Here is an 18,618-nt window from a genome sequence, read left to right as displayed (position 1 = left end):
TGTGAACCTGTGAATATGTTCTGTTAAACCGTGTGATGTCGGACTTGACCGGATCGGCCATCGCGCCACCGAGCCAGCGCTCAACGACGCGAGGACTCAACGAGGAGACCCATGAACGTGCAGCCACGCCCACCGGGCACCGGCGGCAGGCCCGTCGGCTACGCGCTCTCCGGAGCGGCAGGCGGATTCGCCCGCACCCTGCTGGCGCAGACCCTGCTGATCCCCGCGCTGGCCCCGGCCGTGCTGTGCGACGTGGACGTGCCCCGGCTGCACGCGCTGTGCCTCGAACTGGGCTACGCGCCCGAACGGCTGCGCACCTGCACCGACGCCGAGCAGACCGCCGCGGCCACCGCCGCCGGGCACATCGCGCTCGTCGCCGACCAGGAACTGCTCGGCGCCGGGCAGTGGGACGTGCTCGTCGAAGCCACCGGCAGCCCCGCCCACGGCTACGCGATGGCCCGCGCCGCGCTCACCGCGGGCAGGCACGTGGCCATGGTCAGCAAGGAGGTCGACTCCGTCGCCGGCCTGCACCTGGCGAGGCTGGCCGCGGACAACGACGTCGTCTACGCCCCCGCCGAAGGCGACCAGCCCGGCAACCTCATCCGGTTGCTCGACTGGGCGCGGCTGCTGGGCATGGACGTCGTGGCCATCGGCAAGTCCAGCGAGTACGACCTGGTCTTCGACCCGGCGACCGGCACGGTGACCCAGCTCGACCGGACCGTGCCCGCTCCGGCGATCGGCGAGCTGCTCACCCTCGGCGAGGACGTGCGCGGCACCCTCGCGGCCCGCGCGGACGCCGTCGCCGCACTGCCCACCGGCGCGACCGCCGACTACTGCGAAATGGCCGTCGTCGCCAACAACACCGGCTTCCGGCCCGACGTGGAACGGCTGCACTACCCGGTCGCGCGGATCGCGGAGCTCGCCGACATCTACTCGCTGCGCGAGCACGGCGGCGTGCTGCACGAGACCGGCGCGGTCGACGTGTTCAGCGCGCTGCGCCTGCCCGACGAGGCCTCGTTCGCCGGTGGCGAGTTCGTGGTGCTGCGCACCAACGACGCCGAGACCTGGCGCATCCTCGCCGAGAAGGGCCACGTGGTGAGCGAGGACGGGCGCTACGCGACCGTCTACCTCCCGTACCACCTGATGGGCGTCGAGACCCCGGCGACGCTGCTCGCCATCGCCGCGCACGGCCGGACGCCGGACGCCGCACCGCCGGGCAGGCACGCGGTGCTCGCCGGACGCGCCCAGCGCGACCTCGCCGCCGGCACCGTGCTCGACATGGGCGGGCACCACCACGACGTCACCGGCGTGCAGGCCGTCCTGCTGCGCGACGAGGACGCCCCCGCCGACGTCGCTCCGCTGTACCTCGCCGCGCACGCCGAGCTGGGCCGCGACGTCGCCGCCGGAGAACTGATCACCCTGTCCGACCTGGCGAACCCGGACCCGGCGCTCGTCGAGGCCTGGAACCTGGGCGGCGAGTGGGCTAGGGAGGTCGCCTGATGAGCGCCGAGCTCACCCCGCTGCTGCTGGCGGCAGGTGCGATCGTCGTCCTGATCGTGCTGATCACGAAGATGAAGCTGCACCCGTTCCTGGCGCTGATGATCGCCGCGCTCGGGCTCGGCTTCGCCAACGGCATCGCGCCCGGCGAGACCGCCGAGCACTTCCAGACCGGATTCGGCGACGCCCTCAGCGACACCGGGCCCGTCATCGGCCTGGGCACCATCCTCGGCGGCATCCTGCTCGGATCCGGTGGAGCGGACCGGATCGCGACCGCGTTCATCGGCACCCGCCCCGTGAAGTGGATCCCCGCGGCGATCGCCGCCGCCGCGCTGCTGATCGGCATGCCGCACCTGTTCGACGTCAGCTTCGTGATGCTGGTGCCGCTGGTGTACGCGGTGGCCAAGCGGACCGGCTCGCACCTGCTGTTCGTCGGGCTGCCGATGGCGGCCGGGCTCTACGTCTCGCACGGCCTGCTGCCGCCGCACCCGGCGCCGACGCTGGCGGTCGCCGCCTACGACGCCAACACCGGGATGACCATCTTCTTCGGCCTGGTCATCGCCATCCCGGTGGCGATCATCTGCGGCCCGGTGCTGACGCCGCTGCTGGCCCGCTGGTTCGGCCCCGCGCCCGACCTGGACAAGAGCCCGGTGCCCGACCCCGGTCCCGCCGAGGGAGAACTGCGCCGTCCCGTGTCGCTGGTGCTGGCGCTGATCACCGTGGTGCTCCCGGCGGGCCTGATGCTCATCGGCACCCTCGGCACTTCGATGACCGCGCCGGGCACCTGGGCGAACGTGCTGTTCGAGGCGTGCGACACGCCGGTGCTGTCGCTGCTGGCGGCGGTCGTGTTCGCGTTCTTCGCGCTGGGCGTGCGATCCGGGTTCGGGTTCGCGAAGTTGCAGAAGATGGCCGCGAAGGGCCTCGGGCCCGTCGGCGCGATCATCCTGATCCTCGGCGCTGGCGGAGGACTCAAGGAGATGCTGTCGGCCACCGAGGTCGACAAGCTGATCACGCAGTACGCCGTCGACTGGGCGGTGCCGCCGCTGCTGCTGGCGTGGACCGTGGCCGCGCTGCTGCGGATCTGCCTCGGTTCGGCGACGGTCGCCACCGCCGCCGCGACCGGCATCGTGGCTCCGCTGGTCGCGGCGTACCCCGGGTTGTCGCCGGAACTGCTGGTGCTGGCGACCGCGTCCGGTGCCGTGATGCTCTCGCACGTCAACGACTCCGGGTTCTGGCTGTTCAAGGAGTACTTCCAGCTCAGCGTGTCGCAGACCTTCCGGACCTGGACGCTGATGCTCTCCTTGCAGTCGCTGTTGAGCCTCGGCGGCGTGCTGCTGCTCAGCGCCCTCGTCTCCTGACGTGAACGCCTCCTCCGCCCGTGAACGTGGGCGGAGGAGGTGTTCACCTGAACGGGCAGCGGTGGGCTCCGGGAAGCCGCCGGTGGGCGGTGGCGACAATGGGAGCGATCGGTTCGCGACGAACGGGGAGTGGGGCATGGACGCGTCGGAGAACCCGCCGCTCATTCCTGATCAGCGCCGCGAGCAGCTGGTCAAGCACCTGCGGCGGGAAGGGGTGCTCAGCGTCCAGCAGATCACCCAGCTGTTCGGCATCTCGCACATGACGGTGCGCCGCGACCTCGCCGAACTGGAACGCCAGGGCCTGGTGTTCTCGGTGCCCGGCGGCGCGCGCATCGCCAGCCAGGTGCACGCCGAGCCGACGTTCCAGGCGAAGTCGGTGACCGAGCAGCCCGAGAAGCAGGCGATGGCGCGGGACGCCGCCCGCCACGTCCGCGACGGCATGACGGTCTACCTCGACGCGGGCACCACGATGCTCACGATGATCCCGCTGCTGGTGGAGCACGCCGAACTCACCGTGGTCACCAACGATTTCACCGCCGTGGAGCGGTTGTTGCCGGCCACCCACCTCGACGTGATCCACCTCGGCGGCCTCGTCGAACCCGCGAACCGCTCCAGCGTCGGGCGGCTGGCGGCGTTGACGTTGCGGCAGCTGGCGCTGGACGTGGCGTTCGTGAGCGCGAGTTCCTGGGACCTGCTGCGCGGGGTCACCACGCCGTCGGAGCGCAAGGTGGAGGTCAAGCACGCCGCGATGGCGGCCGCGTCGAAGTCCTTGCTGGTGGCGGGTTCTTCGAAGTACGGCGTGTTCGGCCGCTACAAGGTCGCGCCGCTGACCGCCTTCGACGAGGTGATCACCGACGCAGCCCTGGCCGACGCCGCCGCGGAGGGAATCCGGGCGGAGGGCACCGATCTGCGCCTGGCGAGCCCGGAGGGGTAGCTGCGGGCTCGTGGGCCTGCGGCGTCAGGCGGTGTTCGGATCGCCCGCGATCTTGCAGGCGAGTTCGGCATGCGGCCTGCTCACCTCGATGGTGAGGAGGTCGTGCAAGCACTTCTTGAAAGCCTGCGATCCGCCGCCCTGCGAACCCAGCGAACAGGCGTTCTCCACCTTCGGTCCCACGGTGTACCCCTGGTCGTGGAGGTAGGCGGCGCACCCCTTCGCGGTCGCCTGCGCGGGTCCGGCCGCCGCCAACGACAGCATGCTCGCGGCTGCCACCGTCACCAGCGAAGCGGCGATGCGCCGCGTCGTCCTGCTCATGATTCCCCCTGCGGTGTAGGTCCCCCAGCGGCGGATTCCTGCGCCGTGGAGCCGTTTCTCCGGCTCCACGGGGAATCTTGCCGAATTCGATCGCGGGAGGTCGGGGGAATGGCACGAAGCACCTGAACGGCCCAAACGGGGTGGACACGAAGAATCCGGCCGATCGAGCGAACTCGACCGGCCGGATGGGTTCAGTGCTCAGTGCTCGTCGTAATGATCGCCGTGGGCGGCGTGGCGGTGGCCGTCGTGCAGGTAGTCGGTGTGGTCGCCGTGCTGCACGGCGGTGTGGCCGCAGTCCGCCCCGTGCTCGTGGGAATGCCCGTCGTGGGCGACGTGCTCCGACGGTTCGCATTCGTCGTAGTGGTCGTCGTGGGCCCGGTGCAGGTGACCGTCGTGCGCATAGTCGGTGTGATCACCGTGCGGCACCGCGGTGTGCCCGCAGTCCGGCCCGTGCGCGTGCGGGTGGTCGGCGTGCTGGGCGTGAGCCGTCGTCATGAGGAACCTCGCTGCTGCGTTTCGGTCGGTCGGCACCGCCAGGTGGAGCAACCTCGCGGTCCCCATCACATTAGCCACCACGCATATGTCAGCAACTCGGCGACCGCCGCCCGCATCGCACGATCTGGGCGGCGGGGCCGGGAGGTCAGGACACGACGCCGCTGAGTTCGTTCGGGGCGGCGGGCAGGGTGCCGGTGGCGGTCTTCTCGCCGGTCGCCAGGTCGACCGCGTGGATCTCCTTGCGGTTCGGGTCGGTGACGTAGGCGGTGCCGCCGCGCACGAACAGCGCGGGACGCGGCTGCTGCCACTCCAGCGGTTCCTGCCAGGAGCCGGTGACGGGGATGGTGTTCACGATGCGTCCGCTGGCCGGGTCGATGACGCGCAGACCGCCGTCGGTGCCGAGCACGAGGGCCTCGCCCTGCGGCCCGCGCGCCAGCGAGCGGAAGGTGTAGCTGGTGCCGAGGTCGACCAGCCGCAGCTTCCCGGTCGTGGTGTCGATCAGCGAGACCTGCTCGGGGCGCTCCAGTTCGGCGTCCTCGTCCACCTTGTAGTCGCCGAGCACGATCGGGGAGTGCTCGGAGCCGGCCTGGTTGCCGATGCGGCCGTACTCGGTCGGGCTGGTGACCTTCGTGATGGCGCCGTCCCGGTAGACGACCGCGCCGTTCTCGCAGCCGACCACGATCGCGTCGCCCTGGGCGGCGGCTTCGCCGTGCACGCCGGGGCAGTCCTCGTTGCGCGCGATCTCGTCGCGGTTCTCGTCGAGCACCACGATGCCGACGCGCTCGTCCTCGTTGCCGAGTGTGGTGAGCAGTTCGCCACCGGCGAGTTCGACGGCGACGCCGTGGTGCGGCTCGGCGGTCTTGTGCTGCTCGGTGGCGGGTTTCCCGTCGCCGAGCTCCTTCGGGTCGAAGGAGGTGACCTCGCCGGTGCCGTCGCTGAACAGCACGGTGCGCCCGGCGTGGCGCACGACGTGACCGGGCTTGGCGCCGGGGAACGTGACGTCGGTCAGCGCGGGGTGCGCGGCGTCGAGCAGCTGGAACCCGTCGGAGGTGGACACGACCACGTGCTCGTCGTCGCCCGCCGGGTTGAGGCGGTTGAAGCCGTCCAGCGGGATGTCGGCGGCGACCTGGAGGGTGCGGCCGTCGAGCACCCAGATGCCGCCGTCGTAGGTGGCGACCACCGGTTCCGCCACGGCGGGTCCGGTGGGTGCGGCCTGCGGCTGCGGTTCGGGTGACGCGCAGGCGCTGAGCGCGAGCGCGGCGGTGGCGAGCGCGACGCCGGTCTTGGCGGCGGTCCTCGTGGTGGGCATGGATGTTCCTCTTCTCTTGTGCCGTGCAGCGGTTCCGGTGTTCGGCGGGGTCATCCGCCGAGGCCGGTGGCGATGGCGTCGGCGTTGGACCGGGTCATCTCCAGGTAGGTGCCGGCGCCCTCGCCGGGCGGGCTCAGCGATTCGGAGAACAGCGGCACCACCCGCACGTCGAGCCCGGCCTGGTCGGCGAGCGCGCGGGCGAGCCGGTCGGGTTGCGAGGAGTCGGCGAACACCGCCCGCACTCCCGCCTGCCGCACGGCTCCGGCGAGTCCGGCCAGGTCGGAGGCGCTGGGGGAGGCCAGCGTCGTGCCGCTGGGGATGACCGCGCCGATGACCTCGAAGTCGTAGCGCTGCGCGAGGTACCCGAACACGTGGTGGTTGGTGACGAGCTTGCGCCGCTGCGCGGGGATGGCGGCGAACCGCTCGGCGGTGGCGGTGTCGAGCGCCGCCACCTCGCCCCGGTAGCGCGCGGCGTTGGCCCGCACGACCGCCGGGTCGACCCCGTCGACGTGCTCGACTACCTGCTGCGCGATGACGTCGACGGCGGCGGCGACGCGGCGCGGGTCGGTCCAGAAGTGCGGGTCGGCCTGGCCGCGCGATTCGTCGCTGGTGTAGCGGATCGGGTCGACCCGTTCGCCCACCGGCAGCGTCGCGACCCCGGCGGACCCCGCGGCCCGGACGTGGCGCAGCACGCCCTCCTCCAGCCCGAGTCCGTTGTGGACGACGAGGTCGGCGAGTTCGAACTCCGCGGCCTGCTGGGCGGAGATGCCGAACGAGTGCGGATCCGCACCGGGCCGCATCAGCACCGACACCTGGGCCTGGTCGCCGAGGACGTTGCGGGTGATGTCGCCGAGGATGTTGGTGGTCACCACCACCTGGGCGCGCTGCGGCCCGCCGCCGGAGCAGCCGGTGAGCACGAGCAGCACCGCCGCCGCGGTCGCGGCGAGCGCCGCGGTGATCCGCCGGCTCATCGCCCGGTCTCCGCGAGGTGCGAGGCCTTGCCGCCGAGCCGGAATTCGCGGGCCAGGCGCAGCGAATCGTTGTAGTCGATCTCGTGGATCGTTCCGGCGTCGACGTCGTTGACGTAGGCGCGGGTCGTGTCGATCCGGATCACCGGCAGCGGCTCCGAGGTGTCGACGGGACGTTCGGTGATGCGGGTTTTCGCCGTGACGGCACCGGTTTCGGCGTCGTGGGCGTGCAGCACGCCGTCCGCGGTGAGCGCGAGCAGCGGGCCGCCCTCGCCGACCGCGTTGACGGCCACGACGGGACCCGTCTCGACGTGCGTCCACTTCCGGTCCGAGAGGTCCAGCGACCACGTGCCGTGCTCGCCCGCCTTCGCGGCGAGGGTGGCGCTGCCGGGGCGCTGCTGGAACTCGCGGGCGCGTTCGTCCTCGCCGACCGGGCGCGGGTACGGGATCTTCTCGCCGCGGAAGGCGCCGCCGTCCTCGGAGACGAGCAGCGCGCCGTCGGCGCAGCCGAACACGACTCCGCGCCGGGTGAGCGCCTCGCCGCTCGGCCGCGGGCAGGACGGCTCGACGGTGCCGGTGACCCGGCCCTCCCGGTCGAGCACTCGCACCGCGCCGTCGGGGGCGGCGGTCAGCACGTGCGTCTCGTAGGGGACGGCGGCGGTGCCCGGCGCGAGCTCGGCGCGGCCGACCTCGGTGAGGGTGCCGCCGTCGAGCGCGGCCCGGTCGAACAGCGTCGCCGAACCGTCCGAAGTGGACACGACGGCGACGCCGGTGTCGTTGTGCGCGCCGGAGGTGCGGCCGGGGAGGTCGCCGACCTCATGGATGTCGGCGCGGTAGTAGTGCACGTGGTCGCCGTGGTCCACCATCCACGAGCCGCTGTCCACGACGCGGGTGCCGCCGTCCCCGGTCAGGTAGGCGTAGCGGCCGTCGTCGGTGATGTCCTGGACGCCCGGTACCGCCCCGAGCTCCACGACCTCCTCGGTGATCAGGTCGAGCACCCGCACCGCGCCGGTGTCGCCGTCGGCGACGACGAGGCGGGATTGGGCTTCGGCGGCTTCCTCGGCGCCTTCGACGTAGCCGTGCGGCACGTCCGGTGGCGGGGCGGCTTCGCCGCCGGGGGAGCCGCAGGCGGTGGCGGCCAGCGCGACGAGCGCGAGGGCGAACGCGGCGGATTTCATCTGTCTCACAGGGGCCCTTTCAGAATGATCTTTTGGTCGTTGTCTTGTCAGCGGGGGAGCCGCTGAGCAGTGACCGGCTAGAGCAGGCCGACCACCGGCGGGTTCTCAGCGGCTTCGTTCGCGAGGACAGCGATTTCGTGGTGGAGGGAGCTACATGAGAAATCGATCCCGCAGCGAGGAAGCCGCTGAGGTTCCGCTGAGCGACCAGCTACGCAGGTCGTTCTGAAAGGACTTCTCACAGTGCGTGCTCGACTTCCGTGTTGGTCTTCTCCGGGACTGCCCGGACCCGGTCGCGCAGTTCGGCGCCGAGGGCGGACAGGAAGAACAGGACGACGGCGGTGGCGGCGATGGTCGCTCCGGCGGCGGTCCCCCAGTGCCAGGAGACGAGCAGTCCGATCGCGGTGGCGGCCATGCCGAGCACCGCGGCTGCCGCCATCACCACCGGGATGCGCTTGGCCCACAGCACGGCCGCCGCAGGCGGGGCGATGAGCAGGCCGAACACCAGCAGCGTGCCGACGATGCGGAACGAGGCGACGATCGCGAGCGTCACCAGCCCGAGCAGCAGCGCGTTCGCCAGGCCGGGGCGCAGTCCGAGGGTGCGGGCTTTGCGCGGGTCGAACGAGAGCGCCACGAACGCCCGGTGTCCCGCGAGCGAGACGATCACCGCCACCGCGAGCGCCGCGGCCAGCTTCCCCAGTTCCGGCGCGGTCACCGCGAGCACGTCGCCGAACAGGAAGCCGGTGAGGTCGACGGCGAACGACTGCGAGTGCGACACGATGATCACGCCGGCCGACAGCATCCCGACGAACAGCAGGCCGATGCTCGTGTCCCGCGACAACCGCTGCGAGCGCCCGAGCGCGGTCACGCCGAAGGCCATCACGCCCGCGCTCAGCGCCGCGCCGAGCAGCAGGTCCCCGCCGAGCAGCGCGGCCAGCGCCACTCCCGGCAGCATCCCGTGCGACATGGCGTCCCCGAGGAAGGCCATGCCGCGCAGCACGACCCAGGTCCCCGCGAGCGCGCAGATCAGCGAGACCAGCACCCCGGCCCACAGCGCGCGCTGCACGAAGGAGACCTCAAAAGGGACGAATAACCAATCCATGACAGATCACCCTATAGTGAAAATGATTTTCGTTGTAGGGTGAGCGTCGTGAGAGCCATCACCGACGACGTGACCACCGACGACCGCCCCGCCGCCCTGCGCGGGGTCTGCGCCGGATACCGCAGGCACCCCGTGCTGCACGACGTCACCGCCGAGTTCCCGGCCGGGCGCCGGACCGCGGTGGTGGGGCCGAACGGCTCCGGGAAGTCGACGTTGCTGGGCGTGCTCGCCGGAGTCCTCCCGGTCCTGTCCGGCACCGTGCGGCGGCCCGGTTCGGCGGGGCCCGCGCTGGTCGCGCAGCGCACCTCGGTGTCGGACGCGCTGCCGCTGACGGTGCGCGCCGCCGTCGAGATGGGGCGGTGGGCGAGCACCGGACCGTGGCGCCGGTTGTCGAAGCGGGACCGGGAGGTCGTGGCGGACTGCCTCGAACGGCTCGGCGTGGCCGACCTGGCGGATCGCTCGCTGGGCGCGTTGTCCGGCGGTCAGCGGCAGCGAGCGCTCGTCGCGCAGGGCTTGGCGCAGCGGGCGGGATTGCTGCTGCTGGACGAACCGGCGGCCGGGCTGGACGTCGCCGCGCAGCGGTACATCACCGCGGCGCTCGACCAGGAGCGGTCCTGCGGCACCACGGTCGTGCAGGTCACCCACGACTTCGCCGAAGCGCGCGAGGCCGATCACTGCCTGGTGCTGCGCGACGGCCGCCTGCTCGCGGCGGGGCCGCCGGGCGACGTCCTCACCCGGGACGTGCTGAGCACCGTCTGGGGCGGCGTACCCGCGTTCTGACGCGCCGGAAGTCGTTGCGGCGCTGGGGAATTAGCGTTCCGACCACCGGGATCAGGTGCGCGATTCCTGCTGCCGCAGGGGATTCGCCGCCGGTGGTAGCGGGATCAGGCGGACTCGGCGTCGCCGAGCCGACCCGGTTGGAAGGTGCTGCGGTACGTGCTGGGGGAGAGGCCGAGCCGGGCGCGCAGGTGCTGGCGCATCGAGGCCGCCGTCCCGAACCCGGAATCCGCCGCCACCTGGTCGACCGGCAGGTCGGTCTCCTCCAGCAGCTGCCGCGCCCGTTCGACGCGCTGCCCGGTGAGCCACTGCACCGGTGACAGTCCCGTCTCGTCGCGGAACCGCCGGGTGAAGGTGCGCACGCTCATCGATTCCAGGTCGGCGAGTTCCCGCAGCGGCAGCGCCCGGTGCAGGTTCTCCAGCGCCCACGCGCGCGCCCGGCCGGTGGAGGAACTGCGCGGCTCCGGCACCGCGCGCCGGATGAACTGCGCCTGCCCGCCGTCGCGGTGCGCGGGCACGACGGCGCTGCGGGCCACGTCGTTGGCGACCGTCGCGCCGTGCTCCTGCCGGATCATGTGCAGGCACAGGTCGATGCCCGCCGCCTCGCCGGCCGAGGTCAGCACCGGACCTTCGTCGACGTAGAGCACCGACGGGTCGAGCTCCACCTCCGGGAACGCCCGCCGGAACCGTTCGGCCGCGTTCCAGTGCGTGGTCGCGGTCCTGCCGTCGAGCAGGCCCGCCCCCGCGAGCACGAACGCTCCGGTGCAGATCGAGGCGATCCGCGCGTGCTCGGGAATCCGCGCGAGCGCGGCGAGCAGTTCGGGATCCGGCTCGGTTCGCGGCGCGTAGTCCTCGTCGGCGGCGGGCACGAACACGATGTCGGCCGCCGCGAGCACCTCCGGCCCGTGCTCGACGCGCACGGCGAAGTCGGTGGTGGTGCGCAGCTCGCCCGGGTGCACCGCGCAGGTCACCACCTCGTACAGCGGTTCCCCGGCGGGATCGCGGGCGAGTGAGAACAGCTGGTGCACGAAGCCCAGCTCCATCGGCAGCAGCCCCGGTCGCACCAGCACCGCGACGCGGCACCGGCCCGGACGGCGATGAGCACCCATGGCCCGATCCTTGCACATGTTGGCCATCGGGCCGCTCGTCCCGGCTCCGCCGCAGGCCCACGATGAATGCCACGACGATGCCCCCGCCCATCCGGCGGGCGGACCCGAAAGCGAACGGCGCCCGTCTCGGGCGGCTGGAGAGGAACCGACGATGGCACTGGTGTGGATCGCGCTGCTGATCGAGTCCGCGGCGGCAGTCACCCTCGCGGCGGCCCTGGCGACCTGGGCGCAGCGCAACTGGACCGACCGAGCCCGCCCCCAACCGTCCGACCGCCGGACGGGGACCCGAAACCTCGCCGACCTGGCCCCGAACCACCGCCCCTGCCCCGACCAGTGAAAAGCGGTGCGGCTCCACCCCGGAACCGCACCGCTTTCCGCCCTACCAAAGGAAAACCACCAACGACCGACTGCTCTAGTCGCTCCAGGTGAGCGCGGTCGCGGTCATTGTCTTGTCAGCGGCGAAGCCGCTGAGCAGTGACCACCAAAGCAGAACGACCACCCGCGGGTTCTCAGTGGCTTCCTCGCGAGGACAGCTTTTTCCCTCGTGGCGGAGCCACTTGGGAAAAAGATCCCGCAGCGAGGAAGCAACTGAGGTTCCGCCACCGGACCACCCAGGCAGGCCGGACTCAGGCCCCCGGGTTGAATTCGATGTCGGAGGGTTTGGCCTTGGCGAGGTTGTCCTCGAAGCTGCCGTCCTTGATGCCGAGGCTGGCGCTGCCGAAGTCGGCGCCGGTCAGCTTGTCCCGGATGCCTTCGGGGTAGTTGTCCCAGCTGACCAGGTCGGGGTACTGCCAGGTGCCGTAGTCGTTCTCCGGCTCCTCGTCCGTCTTCGCCAGGCGGAAGCAGTGCGTGCTGGCACCGTCCTTGTGGTAGACGATCTTCGCGTGGGTGTCCTCGAAGCCGACGTCCGACGCGGGGTAGGTGGAGAAGTCGCCGTGCGCCGAGGTGGAGACGTACTTGGCCTGGTCTTCGTTCACCCACACCACGACGTGCTCGATGTCGTGGCGGTGCCCGAACGCGTCGTGCACGCCGTCGAGGGCCTGGTCCTTCTCGAAGTACAGGTCGTACATGTACGCGCACCAGTCGTTGTCGCATTTGGTGCGCACGTAGGAATTGGTGTTGTCCAGGTCGGACTTGTCGTGGCAATTGCCGTTGAGCGCGCCGGACGGTTCCAGTCCGGGAGCGAGCGTTCCGTCCGGTCCGATCGCCGGAGTGGGGTAGCAGCCGTCACCGTCGTAATCGAATGCGGGCTGCCATTTCGCGTCGGCGTCGGTGGCGCTGCCCGGCAGCGCCTGCGGCGGGTCGGCCAGGGCCGCGGCGGGCGGCAGGCCGATGAACAGCACGGCCGTCCCGACCATCGCGCGGAACGCGAACGAGGACTTCCCGAACCGCCGGGGGTTCTTCCGCGTTCTGTCGGTCTCCAGTGTTCCCATCGCAGCAGAGCCTTCCGATCGCGCCGATAAGATCGGCATGATCATATGGTCCGGTGGTGGGGCTGGATAGTGCGTCGGCCGATGCGTTCGGCCGGGTTCACGGCCGGTTCACCTTTCTCCCGATACAGCCGTGGCGAATATTGGACATTCGTTCGCAGTGCTGGATGGTCGGACATAAGATCCGTCGCTTTTCTCGTTCGGCTGCTCGAGATCCGGTCCGGGCGCGAACCGGCGGCGCCGCTGCGGAGGACCCGGCGGCACCGCCGGTCGGCTGCGGGGTCAGCGCGGAGCCGGGATGGTGCGCAGGGCCAGCAGCGCGTTCTTGTCCGGTTTGCCCGCCGGTGTCAGCGGCACCTCGGGCAGCACGGTGATGGTGGCGGGCACCGCGCCCGCGCCGAGTTCGGCGGCCACCAGCGCGCGCAACGATTCGTGGTCCGGGTTCCGCGCGCCGGCGGCGACCAGGTAGGCGTGGACGGCCTCCCCGGTGCGGGCGTCGGGAGCTCCGGCCACGTAGGCCTGATCGACGTCGGGGTGCGAGGCGAGGACGCGTTCGATCGGGCCCGCGTAGTGCAGCACCGCGTTCACCATGATCACGTCGCGGGTGCGCCCGGTGAGGTGCAGGAATCCGTCGTGGTCGAGGTGGCCGAGGTCGCGGGTGCGGACCCGGCCGTCGTGCAGCACGGCGGCGGTCTCCTCCGGTGCGCGCCAGTACCCGGACAGGGCGTTCGGCACCCGCACCCACACTTCGCCGTCCGCGCCGATGGGCACGGGTGCGCCCGTGTCGTCGCGGATCTCCAGTTCCACGCCGTCGCGCGGGCGCCCGACGGAGTGCGCCGCCGCGGGGTGGGCCGCGATGTCGTCGGCGGAGAGCAGGCTGATCATGCCGAGTTCGGTCTGCCCGTAGCCCAGGTGCACCGCGGAGCCGATCCGCGCGTGCGCCTGCGCGAGCCGGTGCGGTTCCAGCGGTGACCCGGCGACCAGCAGCATCCGCGCCGCGCTCAGGTCCACGTCGCGCTCGGAGAGGTCGTCGAGGATCTGGTGCAGCCGAGCCACGGTGAGCAGGCAGGCCGTGATCGACAGTTCCGCGAGCACGTCCGGGAATTCCGGCGTGCCGGTGGGGATCACCGCGGTGCCGCCGGAGTTCAGGCACAGCGCGAGGTGTTCCTGCACCACGGCGCTGCTGAGCGTGCCGAACAGCAGGAAGCGGCGGTAGTTCGCGGCGAGCCGCGCGGTCTCGTCGGTCCACTCCGGCAGCTGCCAGGACCAGTGCCGGGTGAGGGCGCGGTAGTCGAACACCGTCCCCTTCGGTGTTCCGGTGCTGCCGCTGGTGAACGTGATGATCGCCGGGTCGTCGAGTTCGCCGCGCGCCACGGGTGTTTCCTGGTCGCGCAGCAGTTCCGGGCCGATCGTGAGCACGGTCGCCCCGCCCGCGGCGGTGCGCAGCCGGGTGGTGGGGTCGTCGGTGACGACGGCGTCGATGTCCTGGTCGAGGATGTGGGCGAGCTGCTGCGGGGTGAGGCCGGGCCGCAGCACGACGACGCGGCAGCCGAGCACGTGCGCGGCGAGCTGCGCGGCGAAGCCCTCGGCGCTGACGGCGGTGGCGATCGCGACTCCGCTGCGGTTGCCGAGCCCGGCGGCGCGCAGCCCCGCGGTGCACCGGCCGACGAGCTCCAGCAGTTCGCCGCGGACGAGGACGCGACCGTCCTGCTCGAACGCGGGGGTGAGCGGGTCGGCGCCGAGCGCGTCGAGCAGTGCTTGCGGAAAAGGTTGTGCCCGATCTTCGTGGTGATGATCACCTGCGGGATTCGCTGCTCCCATTTTTACCGCTTTCCGTCGAATAGTCGAACGTTTTCGGGCGCATGGCTCATCGGTTTCGAACGAGCGGTCCCGGCACGTGGATCTCTATCATCGAAACAGTGGTTCAACCACATGGTGCACGTGTGATGTGCATCACCAACAACTACTCCGGGGTAGTGTTTTAAGCTTCAAGTAAGAAACTTCCCGCCCAGTCCGGAGGCGAACGAACCCGTGGCCGAAGACTACTCGCTTGATTATCTCGTTATCGGTGGCGGTCCCGCCGGCTTGCAAGCGGGATATTTCCTGCAACGCGCCGGTCGCAATTATGCGATCTTAGAATCAGGGGAATCCCCCGGAACGTTCTTCACCGAGTACCCGCGGCACCGGCAGCTCATCTCCATCAACAAGGTGCACACCGGCACGGACGATCCCGAGCTGAACCTGCGCACCGACTGGAACTCGCTGCTGTCGGAGGAGAACGCGCCGCTGTTCACCGAGTACACGCCGCGCTACTTCCCCGCCGCCGACGACTACGTGCGCTACCTGGCCGACTTCGCCGCCGCCCACGGACTGGTCGTCCACTTCGGCACCCGCATCGTCGAGATCACCAAGCCGGACGACTTCCTGGCCCGTGACCAGCACGGGAACACCTACCGGGCGAAGCGGGTGATCGTCGCGACCGGGGTGACCCGGCCGAACGTCCCCGAGATCGAGGGCGTCGAGCTCGCCGAGCCCTACACCGAGGTGTCGGTCGACCCCGCGGACTTCACCGGGCAGCGGGTGCTCATCATCGGCCGCGGCAACTCGGCCTTCGAAACCGCCGACAACCTCATCGAGAACGCGTCCGTCATCCACGTGGCGGGGTCGGGATCGCTGAAGCTGGCCTGGCAGACGCACTTCGTCGGGCACCTGCGCGCGGTGAACAACAACTTCCTGGACACCTACCAGCTGAAATCGCAGAACGCGGTGCTGGACGGTCGCATTCTGAGCATCCGGCGGGACGGCGACGGCCTGCTCGTGCGGGTGAGCTTCGAACGCGTCGACGAAGTCGTGAAGGAAATCCGCTACGACCGGGTCATCCTAGCCACCGGATTCCGGTTCGACGCGTCGATGTTCGCGCCGGAATGCCGCCCGGAACTCACCGTCAACGACCGGTTCCCGGCGCAGGACAGTTCTTGGGAATCGACGAACGTGCCGGGACTGCACTTCGCGGGCACGATCACCCAGGTGCTCGACTTCAAGAAGTCGACGAACGGATTCATCCACGGATTCCGCTACGGGGTCCGCGCGCTGCACCGCATCCTGGAGCACCGCGAGCACGGCGTGGCCTGGCCGGTGCGCCCGCTCGCCGCGACACCGGAAGCCGTGACCGACGCCGTGATCGAGCGGGTCAACCGCACCTCCGCGCTGTGGCAGCTGTTCGGCTTCCTCGGTGACGCCGTGCTGCTGGGACCGGATGGCCCGCGCTACGCCGAGGAGGTCCCGGTCGACCACCTGCACGACGCGGCGGGCGACGGTGCGTTCGGCGACGTCGAGTCGTACCTGACGATCACCTTGGAGTACGGCGAGGACCACGACCGGATCAACCCGTTCGACGTCACCGCCGGCCGGGTGTCCCAGCAGGACACCGCCGGGCTCGACGGCCGGTACCTGCACCCGGTGGTGCGCCACTTCCGGGGCGGGGAACTGCTCGCCGAGCACCACATCACCGAGAACCTCGAGAACGAGTGGGACGGCGAGCAGGTGCACCGCGCGCCGCTGCGCGAGTTCCTGCGCGGCAGGCTGACGGTTCCGGCGGGCGCGTGATGAACGGGTTCGCCGAACAGCACGACCGCGCGAAAGAAGTGCTCGACCCGGTCGCCTACGACTACTTCGCGGGCGGCGCGGGCGACGAACGCGCCCTGGCGGACAACGAGAACTCCTTCGCGCGGCTGGCGCTGCTTCCCCGGGTGCTGCGAGGCGGGGCGAACCGGGACCTGGCGGTGCGCCTGCCCGGCGCGCCGGACGCGCTGCCGATCATGGTGGCGCCGACCGCGTTCCACCGCCTCGCCCACCCCGAGGGGGAACTCGCCACGGCCCGAGCCGCCGCCGCGGCGGGCACCGTGCTCATCTCCAGCATGGCCTCGACGGTCGCCATCGACGAGGTCGTCGCGGCAGCCCACCAGGTGCGCGCCGAGGCGCCGGTGTGGTTCCAGCTCTACCTGCAACCCGATCAGCAGGTCACCGCCGCGCTCGTCGAACGCGCCGAACGCGCGGGCTGCTCGGCGCTGGTGGTGACCGTGGACTCGCCGGTGTTCGGCCGGCACGAGCGGGACCGGCGCAACGGGTTCCACGACCTGCCCGACGGGTACGCGGCGGAGAACATGCGCGGCCTGCCCGGCGGCCCTGCCGAAGGCACCCGCGACATCGAGATGTCCCCGGAGATCTCCTGGCGGCACGTGGAATCGCTGCGGGCCATGACCCGGTTGCCGGTGCTGCTCAAGGGAATCCTGCATCCCGACGACGCGCACCTCGCGGTCGGTCTCGGCGTGGACGGGATCATCGTGTCCAACCACGGCGGGCGGCAGCTGGACGCGACGCCCGCGCCCATCGAGGTGCTGCCGCACATCACGAACGCCGTCGGCGGCGCGATCCCGCTGCTGCTGGACGGCGGGGTGCGCCGCGGCACCGACGTGGCCGTGGCGCTCGCCCTCGGCGCCACCGCCGTCGGCGTCGGCAGGCCCGTGGTGTGGGGGCTCGCCGCCGACGGGGAGAAGGGCGTGCGAGACGTGCTGGAGCGGCTGCGCGACGAGTTCGACCAGGCGCTGGCGCTGTGCGGCGGGCGCCGCTGCGGCGACCTGACCCGCGACCTGGTGGTGCGCCGGGGTTTCGGAGGTGGCTGGTGAAGGTGATCCCCGTGCTGGCCGCGGCCGCGGTGCTGACCGCGCCGCGCTGGTTGCCGCGGCGCGTGGTGGCGCTGCGCGGCAAGGTCTTCGAACTCGTCAACGGCGACAACGCGATCACCCTGCCCGACGAGCGGTTCGGGCCCGAGAAGTTCCGCGAGATCTACTCGCACCCCAACGCGGGCGGGCGCAGCGAAGGCGCCGGGCTCTCCGACCTGTTCTGGTACTGGCTCTCGCCCGGCCCCGAAGTGCACCAGGAGCACCTCGAGGCGGGCCCGCGCTACGACGACGTCGCCCGCACCACCCAGCGCTTCCTCGCCGGGAGCAGCGCATCGCTGGCGGCGACCGCCGCCCGGTGCGCGGCGGCGGTGCTCGACGAGCAGGTCCGGCGGGACGTGACCGCCGTGCGGCTGCGGGATCTGATGATGCCGATCTGGGCCGAGTTCAACTACGAGCTCGTCTTCGGCGAACCCTGCCCGCGGCCCGCGCGGGACCTCATCGTCGGCAACGCCACCGACGTCGTCGACGCGCTCAAGTGCACCGGCCTGCGCCACCCCGGACGCCGCGCCCGGCTCACCCGCTACCTGCGGGCCCGTGTCGAAGCCGGGGACGTGGTGCACGAGCTGCCGTCCACTCTGGACACCACCGAGCAGGTGCACTACCTGCAGGGCACGTTCTTCAACACCTCGGTCGTGCAGCTCTCGGAAGCGATGGCGCACCTGCTGCTGGTGCTCGCCCAGCACCACGACGTGCAGCGCCGGCTCGCGGCTAACCCGTCCGACGAGCGCTACTTCTCCCACGTCCTCGACGAGACGCTGCGGGTGTTCCCGCTGTTCGGGATCGCACACCGCATCACCACCGGCGACATCGACGTGGACGAGCGCACCACGCTGCCGCGCGGATCGGTGCTGTGCTTCAGCTATCCCGAGTACCACGCGAGCGGCCACCAGGACCCGGAGGTGTTCGACCCGTCCCGCTGGGCGGAGCTCTCCGCCAAGGACGTGCCGCACATCCCGTTCGGCATCGCCGCGAACCGGCCCTGCCCGGCGTGGCGGTTGTCGCCGCTGGTGATGCGCGCGGTGGCGGGGGAGGTGCTGCGCCGGTTCCGGCTCGACTCCAGCGTGCGCCACACCCGGTCGCTGCCCTCGCGCGGGCCGTGCCTGCTGGTGCGCAGGGGAGCGCCGGAGCGGGCGACCGCGGCGGTGCTCGGCTTCCTGCGCGTGCGCGACCGGTGGGAGGACGTCGAGCGCAGCCTCCGGCAGCTGGTGCTGGGAACCTGGATGGTGCTCGACGCCCGCAGCCAACGCCTCGCCGGTCGCTACTTCGAGCCGCCTCCGGGGTGTCCCGCGCATCGGCCTGCGTAGGGGTTGGGTGGCGGAACCTCAGCGTTCTTCTCGCTGCGGGATCTTTTTCCCAAGTGGCTCCGCCACGAGGGAAAAAGCTGTCCTCGCGAGAAGAACGCTG

The 18,618-nt window shown here is 71.2% G+C and carries 17 protein-coding genes; 8 read left to right on the top strand and 9 right to left on the bottom strand.

Features of this window, described 5'->3' with window-relative positions; all coding sequences use genetic code 11:
• Positions 1-111: 111 nt before the first annotated feature.
• The 3 genes from ACWD38_RS17140 (at position 112) to ACWD38_RS17130 (ending at position 3,789) form a co-directional block, all read left to right on the top strand.
• Positions 112-1,500, top strand: a complete 1,389-nt coding sequence (locus ACWD38_RS17140; protein ID WP_184478646.1) for a homoserine dehydrogenase — start codon at positions 112-114, stop codon at positions 1,498-1,500.
• Complete coding sequence (locus ACWD38_RS17135; RefSeq protein ID WP_450124408.1) at positions 1,500-2,855, top strand: GntT/GntP/DsdX family permease; 1,356 nt, start codon at positions 1,500-1,502, stop codon at positions 2,853-2,855. Before ACWD38_RS17140 ends, ACWD38_RS17135 begins: the two co-directional genes overlap by 1 nt.
• A 136-nt stretch (positions 2,856-2,991) precedes the next feature.
• Positions 2,992-3,789: a DeoR/GlpR family DNA-binding transcription regulator gene (locus tag ACWD38_RS17130; protein ID WP_184478648.1), complete on the top strand. Its 798-nt coding sequence runs from the start codon at positions 2,992-2,994 to the stop codon at positions 3,787-3,789.
• 24 nt (positions 3,790-3,813) lie between these two features.
• Here ACWD38_RS17130 and ACWD38_RS17125 read toward each other — a convergent pair whose 3' ends face one another.
• From ACWD38_RS17125 to aztB, 6 genes are all read right to left on the bottom strand, one after another.
• Complete coding sequence (locus ACWD38_RS17125) at positions 3,814-4,107, bottom strand: hypothetical protein (RefSeq protein WP_184478649.1); 294 nt, start codon at positions 4,105-4,107, stop codon at positions 3,814-3,816.
• Positions 4,108-4,305: 198 nt separating this feature from the next.
• Positions 4,306-4,602 carry a hypothetical protein gene (locus tag ACWD38_RS17120; RefSeq protein ID WP_184478650.1) on the bottom strand — a complete coding sequence of 99 codons (297 nt, stop codon included), beginning with the start codon at positions 4,600-4,602 and terminating at the stop codon, positions 4,306-4,308.
• Positions 4,603-4,747: 145 nt separating this feature from the next.
• Entirely contained in the window at positions 4,748-5,911 is a 1,164-nt protein-coding gene (gene aztD, locus ACWD38_RS17115) for a zinc metallochaperone AztD (RefSeq protein ID WP_184478651.1), read from the bottom strand.
• 50 nt (positions 5,912-5,961) lie between these two features.
• Positions 5,962-6,882: a zinc ABC transporter substrate-binding protein AztC gene (gene aztC / locus ACWD38_RS17110; RefSeq protein ID WP_184478652.1), complete on the bottom strand. Its 921-nt coding sequence runs from the start codon at positions 6,880-6,882 to the stop codon at positions 5,962-5,964.
• Complete coding sequence (locus ACWD38_RS17105; RefSeq protein WP_184478653.1) at positions 6,879-8,057, bottom strand: hypothetical protein; 1,179 nt, start codon at positions 8,055-8,057, stop codon at positions 6,879-6,881. Before ACWD38_RS17105 ends, aztC begins: the two co-directional genes overlap by 4 nt.
• A 235-nt stretch (positions 8,058-8,292) precedes the next feature.
• Positions 8,293-9,156 carry a zinc ABC transporter permease AztB gene (gene aztB, locus ACWD38_RS17100; RefSeq protein ID WP_184478654.1) on the bottom strand — a complete coding sequence of 288 codons (864 nt, stop codon included), beginning with the start codon at positions 9,154-9,156 and terminating at the stop codon, positions 8,293-8,295.
• Positions 9,157-9,204: 48 nt separating this feature from the next.
• Between aztB and aztA the strand changes: the two genes are divergently transcribed.
• Positions 9,205-9,936 carry a zinc ABC transporter ATP-binding protein AztA gene (gene aztA, locus ACWD38_RS17095; protein WP_343071318.1) on the top strand — a complete coding sequence of 244 codons (732 nt, stop codon included), beginning with the start codon at positions 9,205-9,207 and terminating at the stop codon, positions 9,934-9,936.
• Positions 9,937-10,040: 104 nt separating this feature from the next.
• Here the strand turns inward: aztA and ACWD38_RS17090 are convergent, their stop codons facing one another.
• The gene (locus ACWD38_RS17090) at positions 10,041-11,069 is read right to left on the bottom strand and encodes a GlxA family transcriptional regulator (protein WP_450124407.1); all 1,029 of its coding nucleotides are present in this window, start codon (positions 11,067-11,069) and stop codon (positions 10,041-10,043) included.
• Positions 11,070-11,193: 124 nt separating this feature from the next.
• On the opposite strand from ACWD38_RS17090, the gene ACWD38_RS17085 reads away from it, so the two are divergent.
• A complete protein-coding gene (locus ACWD38_RS17085; protein WP_450124406.1) occupies positions 11,194-11,379 on the top strand; it encodes a hypothetical protein in 186 nt (61 codons plus the stop codon).
• Between the two features lie 289 nt (positions 11,380-11,668).
• Here the strand turns inward: ACWD38_RS17085 and ACWD38_RS17080 are convergent, their stop codons facing one another.
• Complete coding sequence (locus tag ACWD38_RS17080; RefSeq protein ID WP_184485074.1) at positions 11,669-12,400, bottom strand: NPP1 family protein; 732 nt, start codon at positions 12,398-12,400, stop codon at positions 11,669-11,671.
• Between the two features lie 354 nt (positions 12,401-12,754).
• Entirely contained in the window at positions 12,755-14,293 is a 1,539-nt protein-coding gene (locus ACWD38_RS17075; RefSeq protein ID WP_450124405.1) for a class I adenylate-forming enzyme family protein, read from the bottom strand.
• Positions 14,294-14,503: 210 nt separating this feature from the next.
• On the opposite strand from ACWD38_RS17075, the gene ACWD38_RS17070 reads away from it, so the two are divergent.
• Genes ACWD38_RS17070 through ACWD38_RS17060 form a run of 3 tightly spaced genes read left to right on the top strand, consistent with a single transcriptional unit; the run spans position 14,504 to position 18,518 of the window.
• On the top strand, positions 14,504-16,078 hold the full coding sequence (locus tag ACWD38_RS17070; protein WP_450124404.1) for an NAD(P)-binding domain-containing protein: 1,575 nt from the start codon (positions 14,504-14,506) through the stop codon (positions 16,076-16,078).
• Positions 16,078-17,157 carry an alpha-hydroxy acid oxidase gene (locus tag ACWD38_RS17065; protein WP_450124433.1) on the top strand — a complete coding sequence of 360 codons (1,080 nt, stop codon included), beginning with the start codon at positions 16,078-16,080 and terminating at the stop codon, positions 17,155-17,157. Before ACWD38_RS17070 ends, ACWD38_RS17065 begins: the two co-directional genes overlap by 1 nt.
• On the top strand, positions 17,154-18,518 hold the full coding sequence (locus ACWD38_RS17060; RefSeq protein ID WP_343071319.1) for a cytochrome P450: 1,365 nt from the start codon (positions 17,154-17,156) through the stop codon (positions 18,516-18,518). Before ACWD38_RS17065 ends, ACWD38_RS17060 begins: the two co-directional genes overlap by 4 nt.
• Positions 18,519-18,618: the final 100 nt, after the last annotated feature.

The sequence above is a fragment of the Saccharopolyspora sp. NPDC002578 genome (assembly GCF_053592695.1).
This window is presented reverse-complemented; position numbering and strand designations above follow the sequence as displayed.

Coding starts and splice junctions, on each gene's coding strand:
- ACWD38_RS17140 (WP_184478646.1), top strand. CDS start 112: ATGAACGTGCAGCCACGCCCACCGGGCACCGGCGGCAGGCCCGTCGGC.
- ACWD38_RS17135 (WP_450124408.1), top strand. CDS start 1,500: ATGAGCGCCGAGCTCACCCCGCTGCTGCTGGCGGCAGGTGCGATCGTC.
- ACWD38_RS17130 (WP_184478648.1), top strand. CDS start 2,992: ATGGACGCGTCGGAGAACCCGCCGCTCATTCCTGATCAGCGCCGCGAG.
- ACWD38_RS17125 (WP_184478649.1), bottom strand. CDS start 4,107: ATGAGCAGGACGACGCGGCGCATCGCCGCTTCGCTGGTGACGGTGGCA.
- ACWD38_RS17120 (WP_184478650.1), bottom strand. CDS start 4,602: ATGACGACGGCTCACGCCCAGCACGCCGACCACCCGCACGCGCACGGG.
- aztD (WP_184478651.1), bottom strand. CDS start 5,911: ATGCCCACCACGAGGACCGCCGCCAAGACCGGCGTCGCGCTCGCCACC.
- aztC (WP_184478652.1), bottom strand. CDS start 6,882: ATGAGCCGGCGGATCACCGCGGCGCTCGCCGCGACCGCGGCGGCGGTG.
- ACWD38_RS17105 (WP_184478653.1), bottom strand. CDS start 8,057: ATGAAATCCGCCGCGTTCGCCCTCGCGCTCGTCGCGCTGGCCGCCACC.
- aztB (WP_184478654.1), bottom strand. CDS start 9,156: ATGGATTGGTTATTCGTCCCTTTTGAGGTCTCCTTCGTGCAGCGCGCG.
- ACWD38_RS17090 (WP_450124407.1), bottom strand. CDS start 11,069: ATGGCCAACATGTGCAAGGATCGGGCCATGGGTGCTCATCGCCGTCCG.
- ACWD38_RS17085 (WP_450124406.1), top strand. CDS start 11,194: ATGGCACTGGTGTGGATCGCGCTGCTGATCGAGTCCGCGGCGGCAGTC.
- ACWD38_RS17080 (WP_184485074.1), bottom strand. CDS start 12,400: ATGGTCGGGACGGCCGTGCTGTTCATCGGCCTGCCGCCCGCCGCGGCC.
- ACWD38_RS17075 (WP_450124405.1), bottom strand. CDS start 14,293: ATGGGAGCAGCGAATCCCGCAGGTGATCATCACCACGAAGATCGGGCA.
- ACWD38_RS17065 (WP_450124433.1), top strand. CDS start 16,078: ATGAACGGGTTCGCCGAACAGCACGACCGCGCGAAAGAAGTGCTCGAC.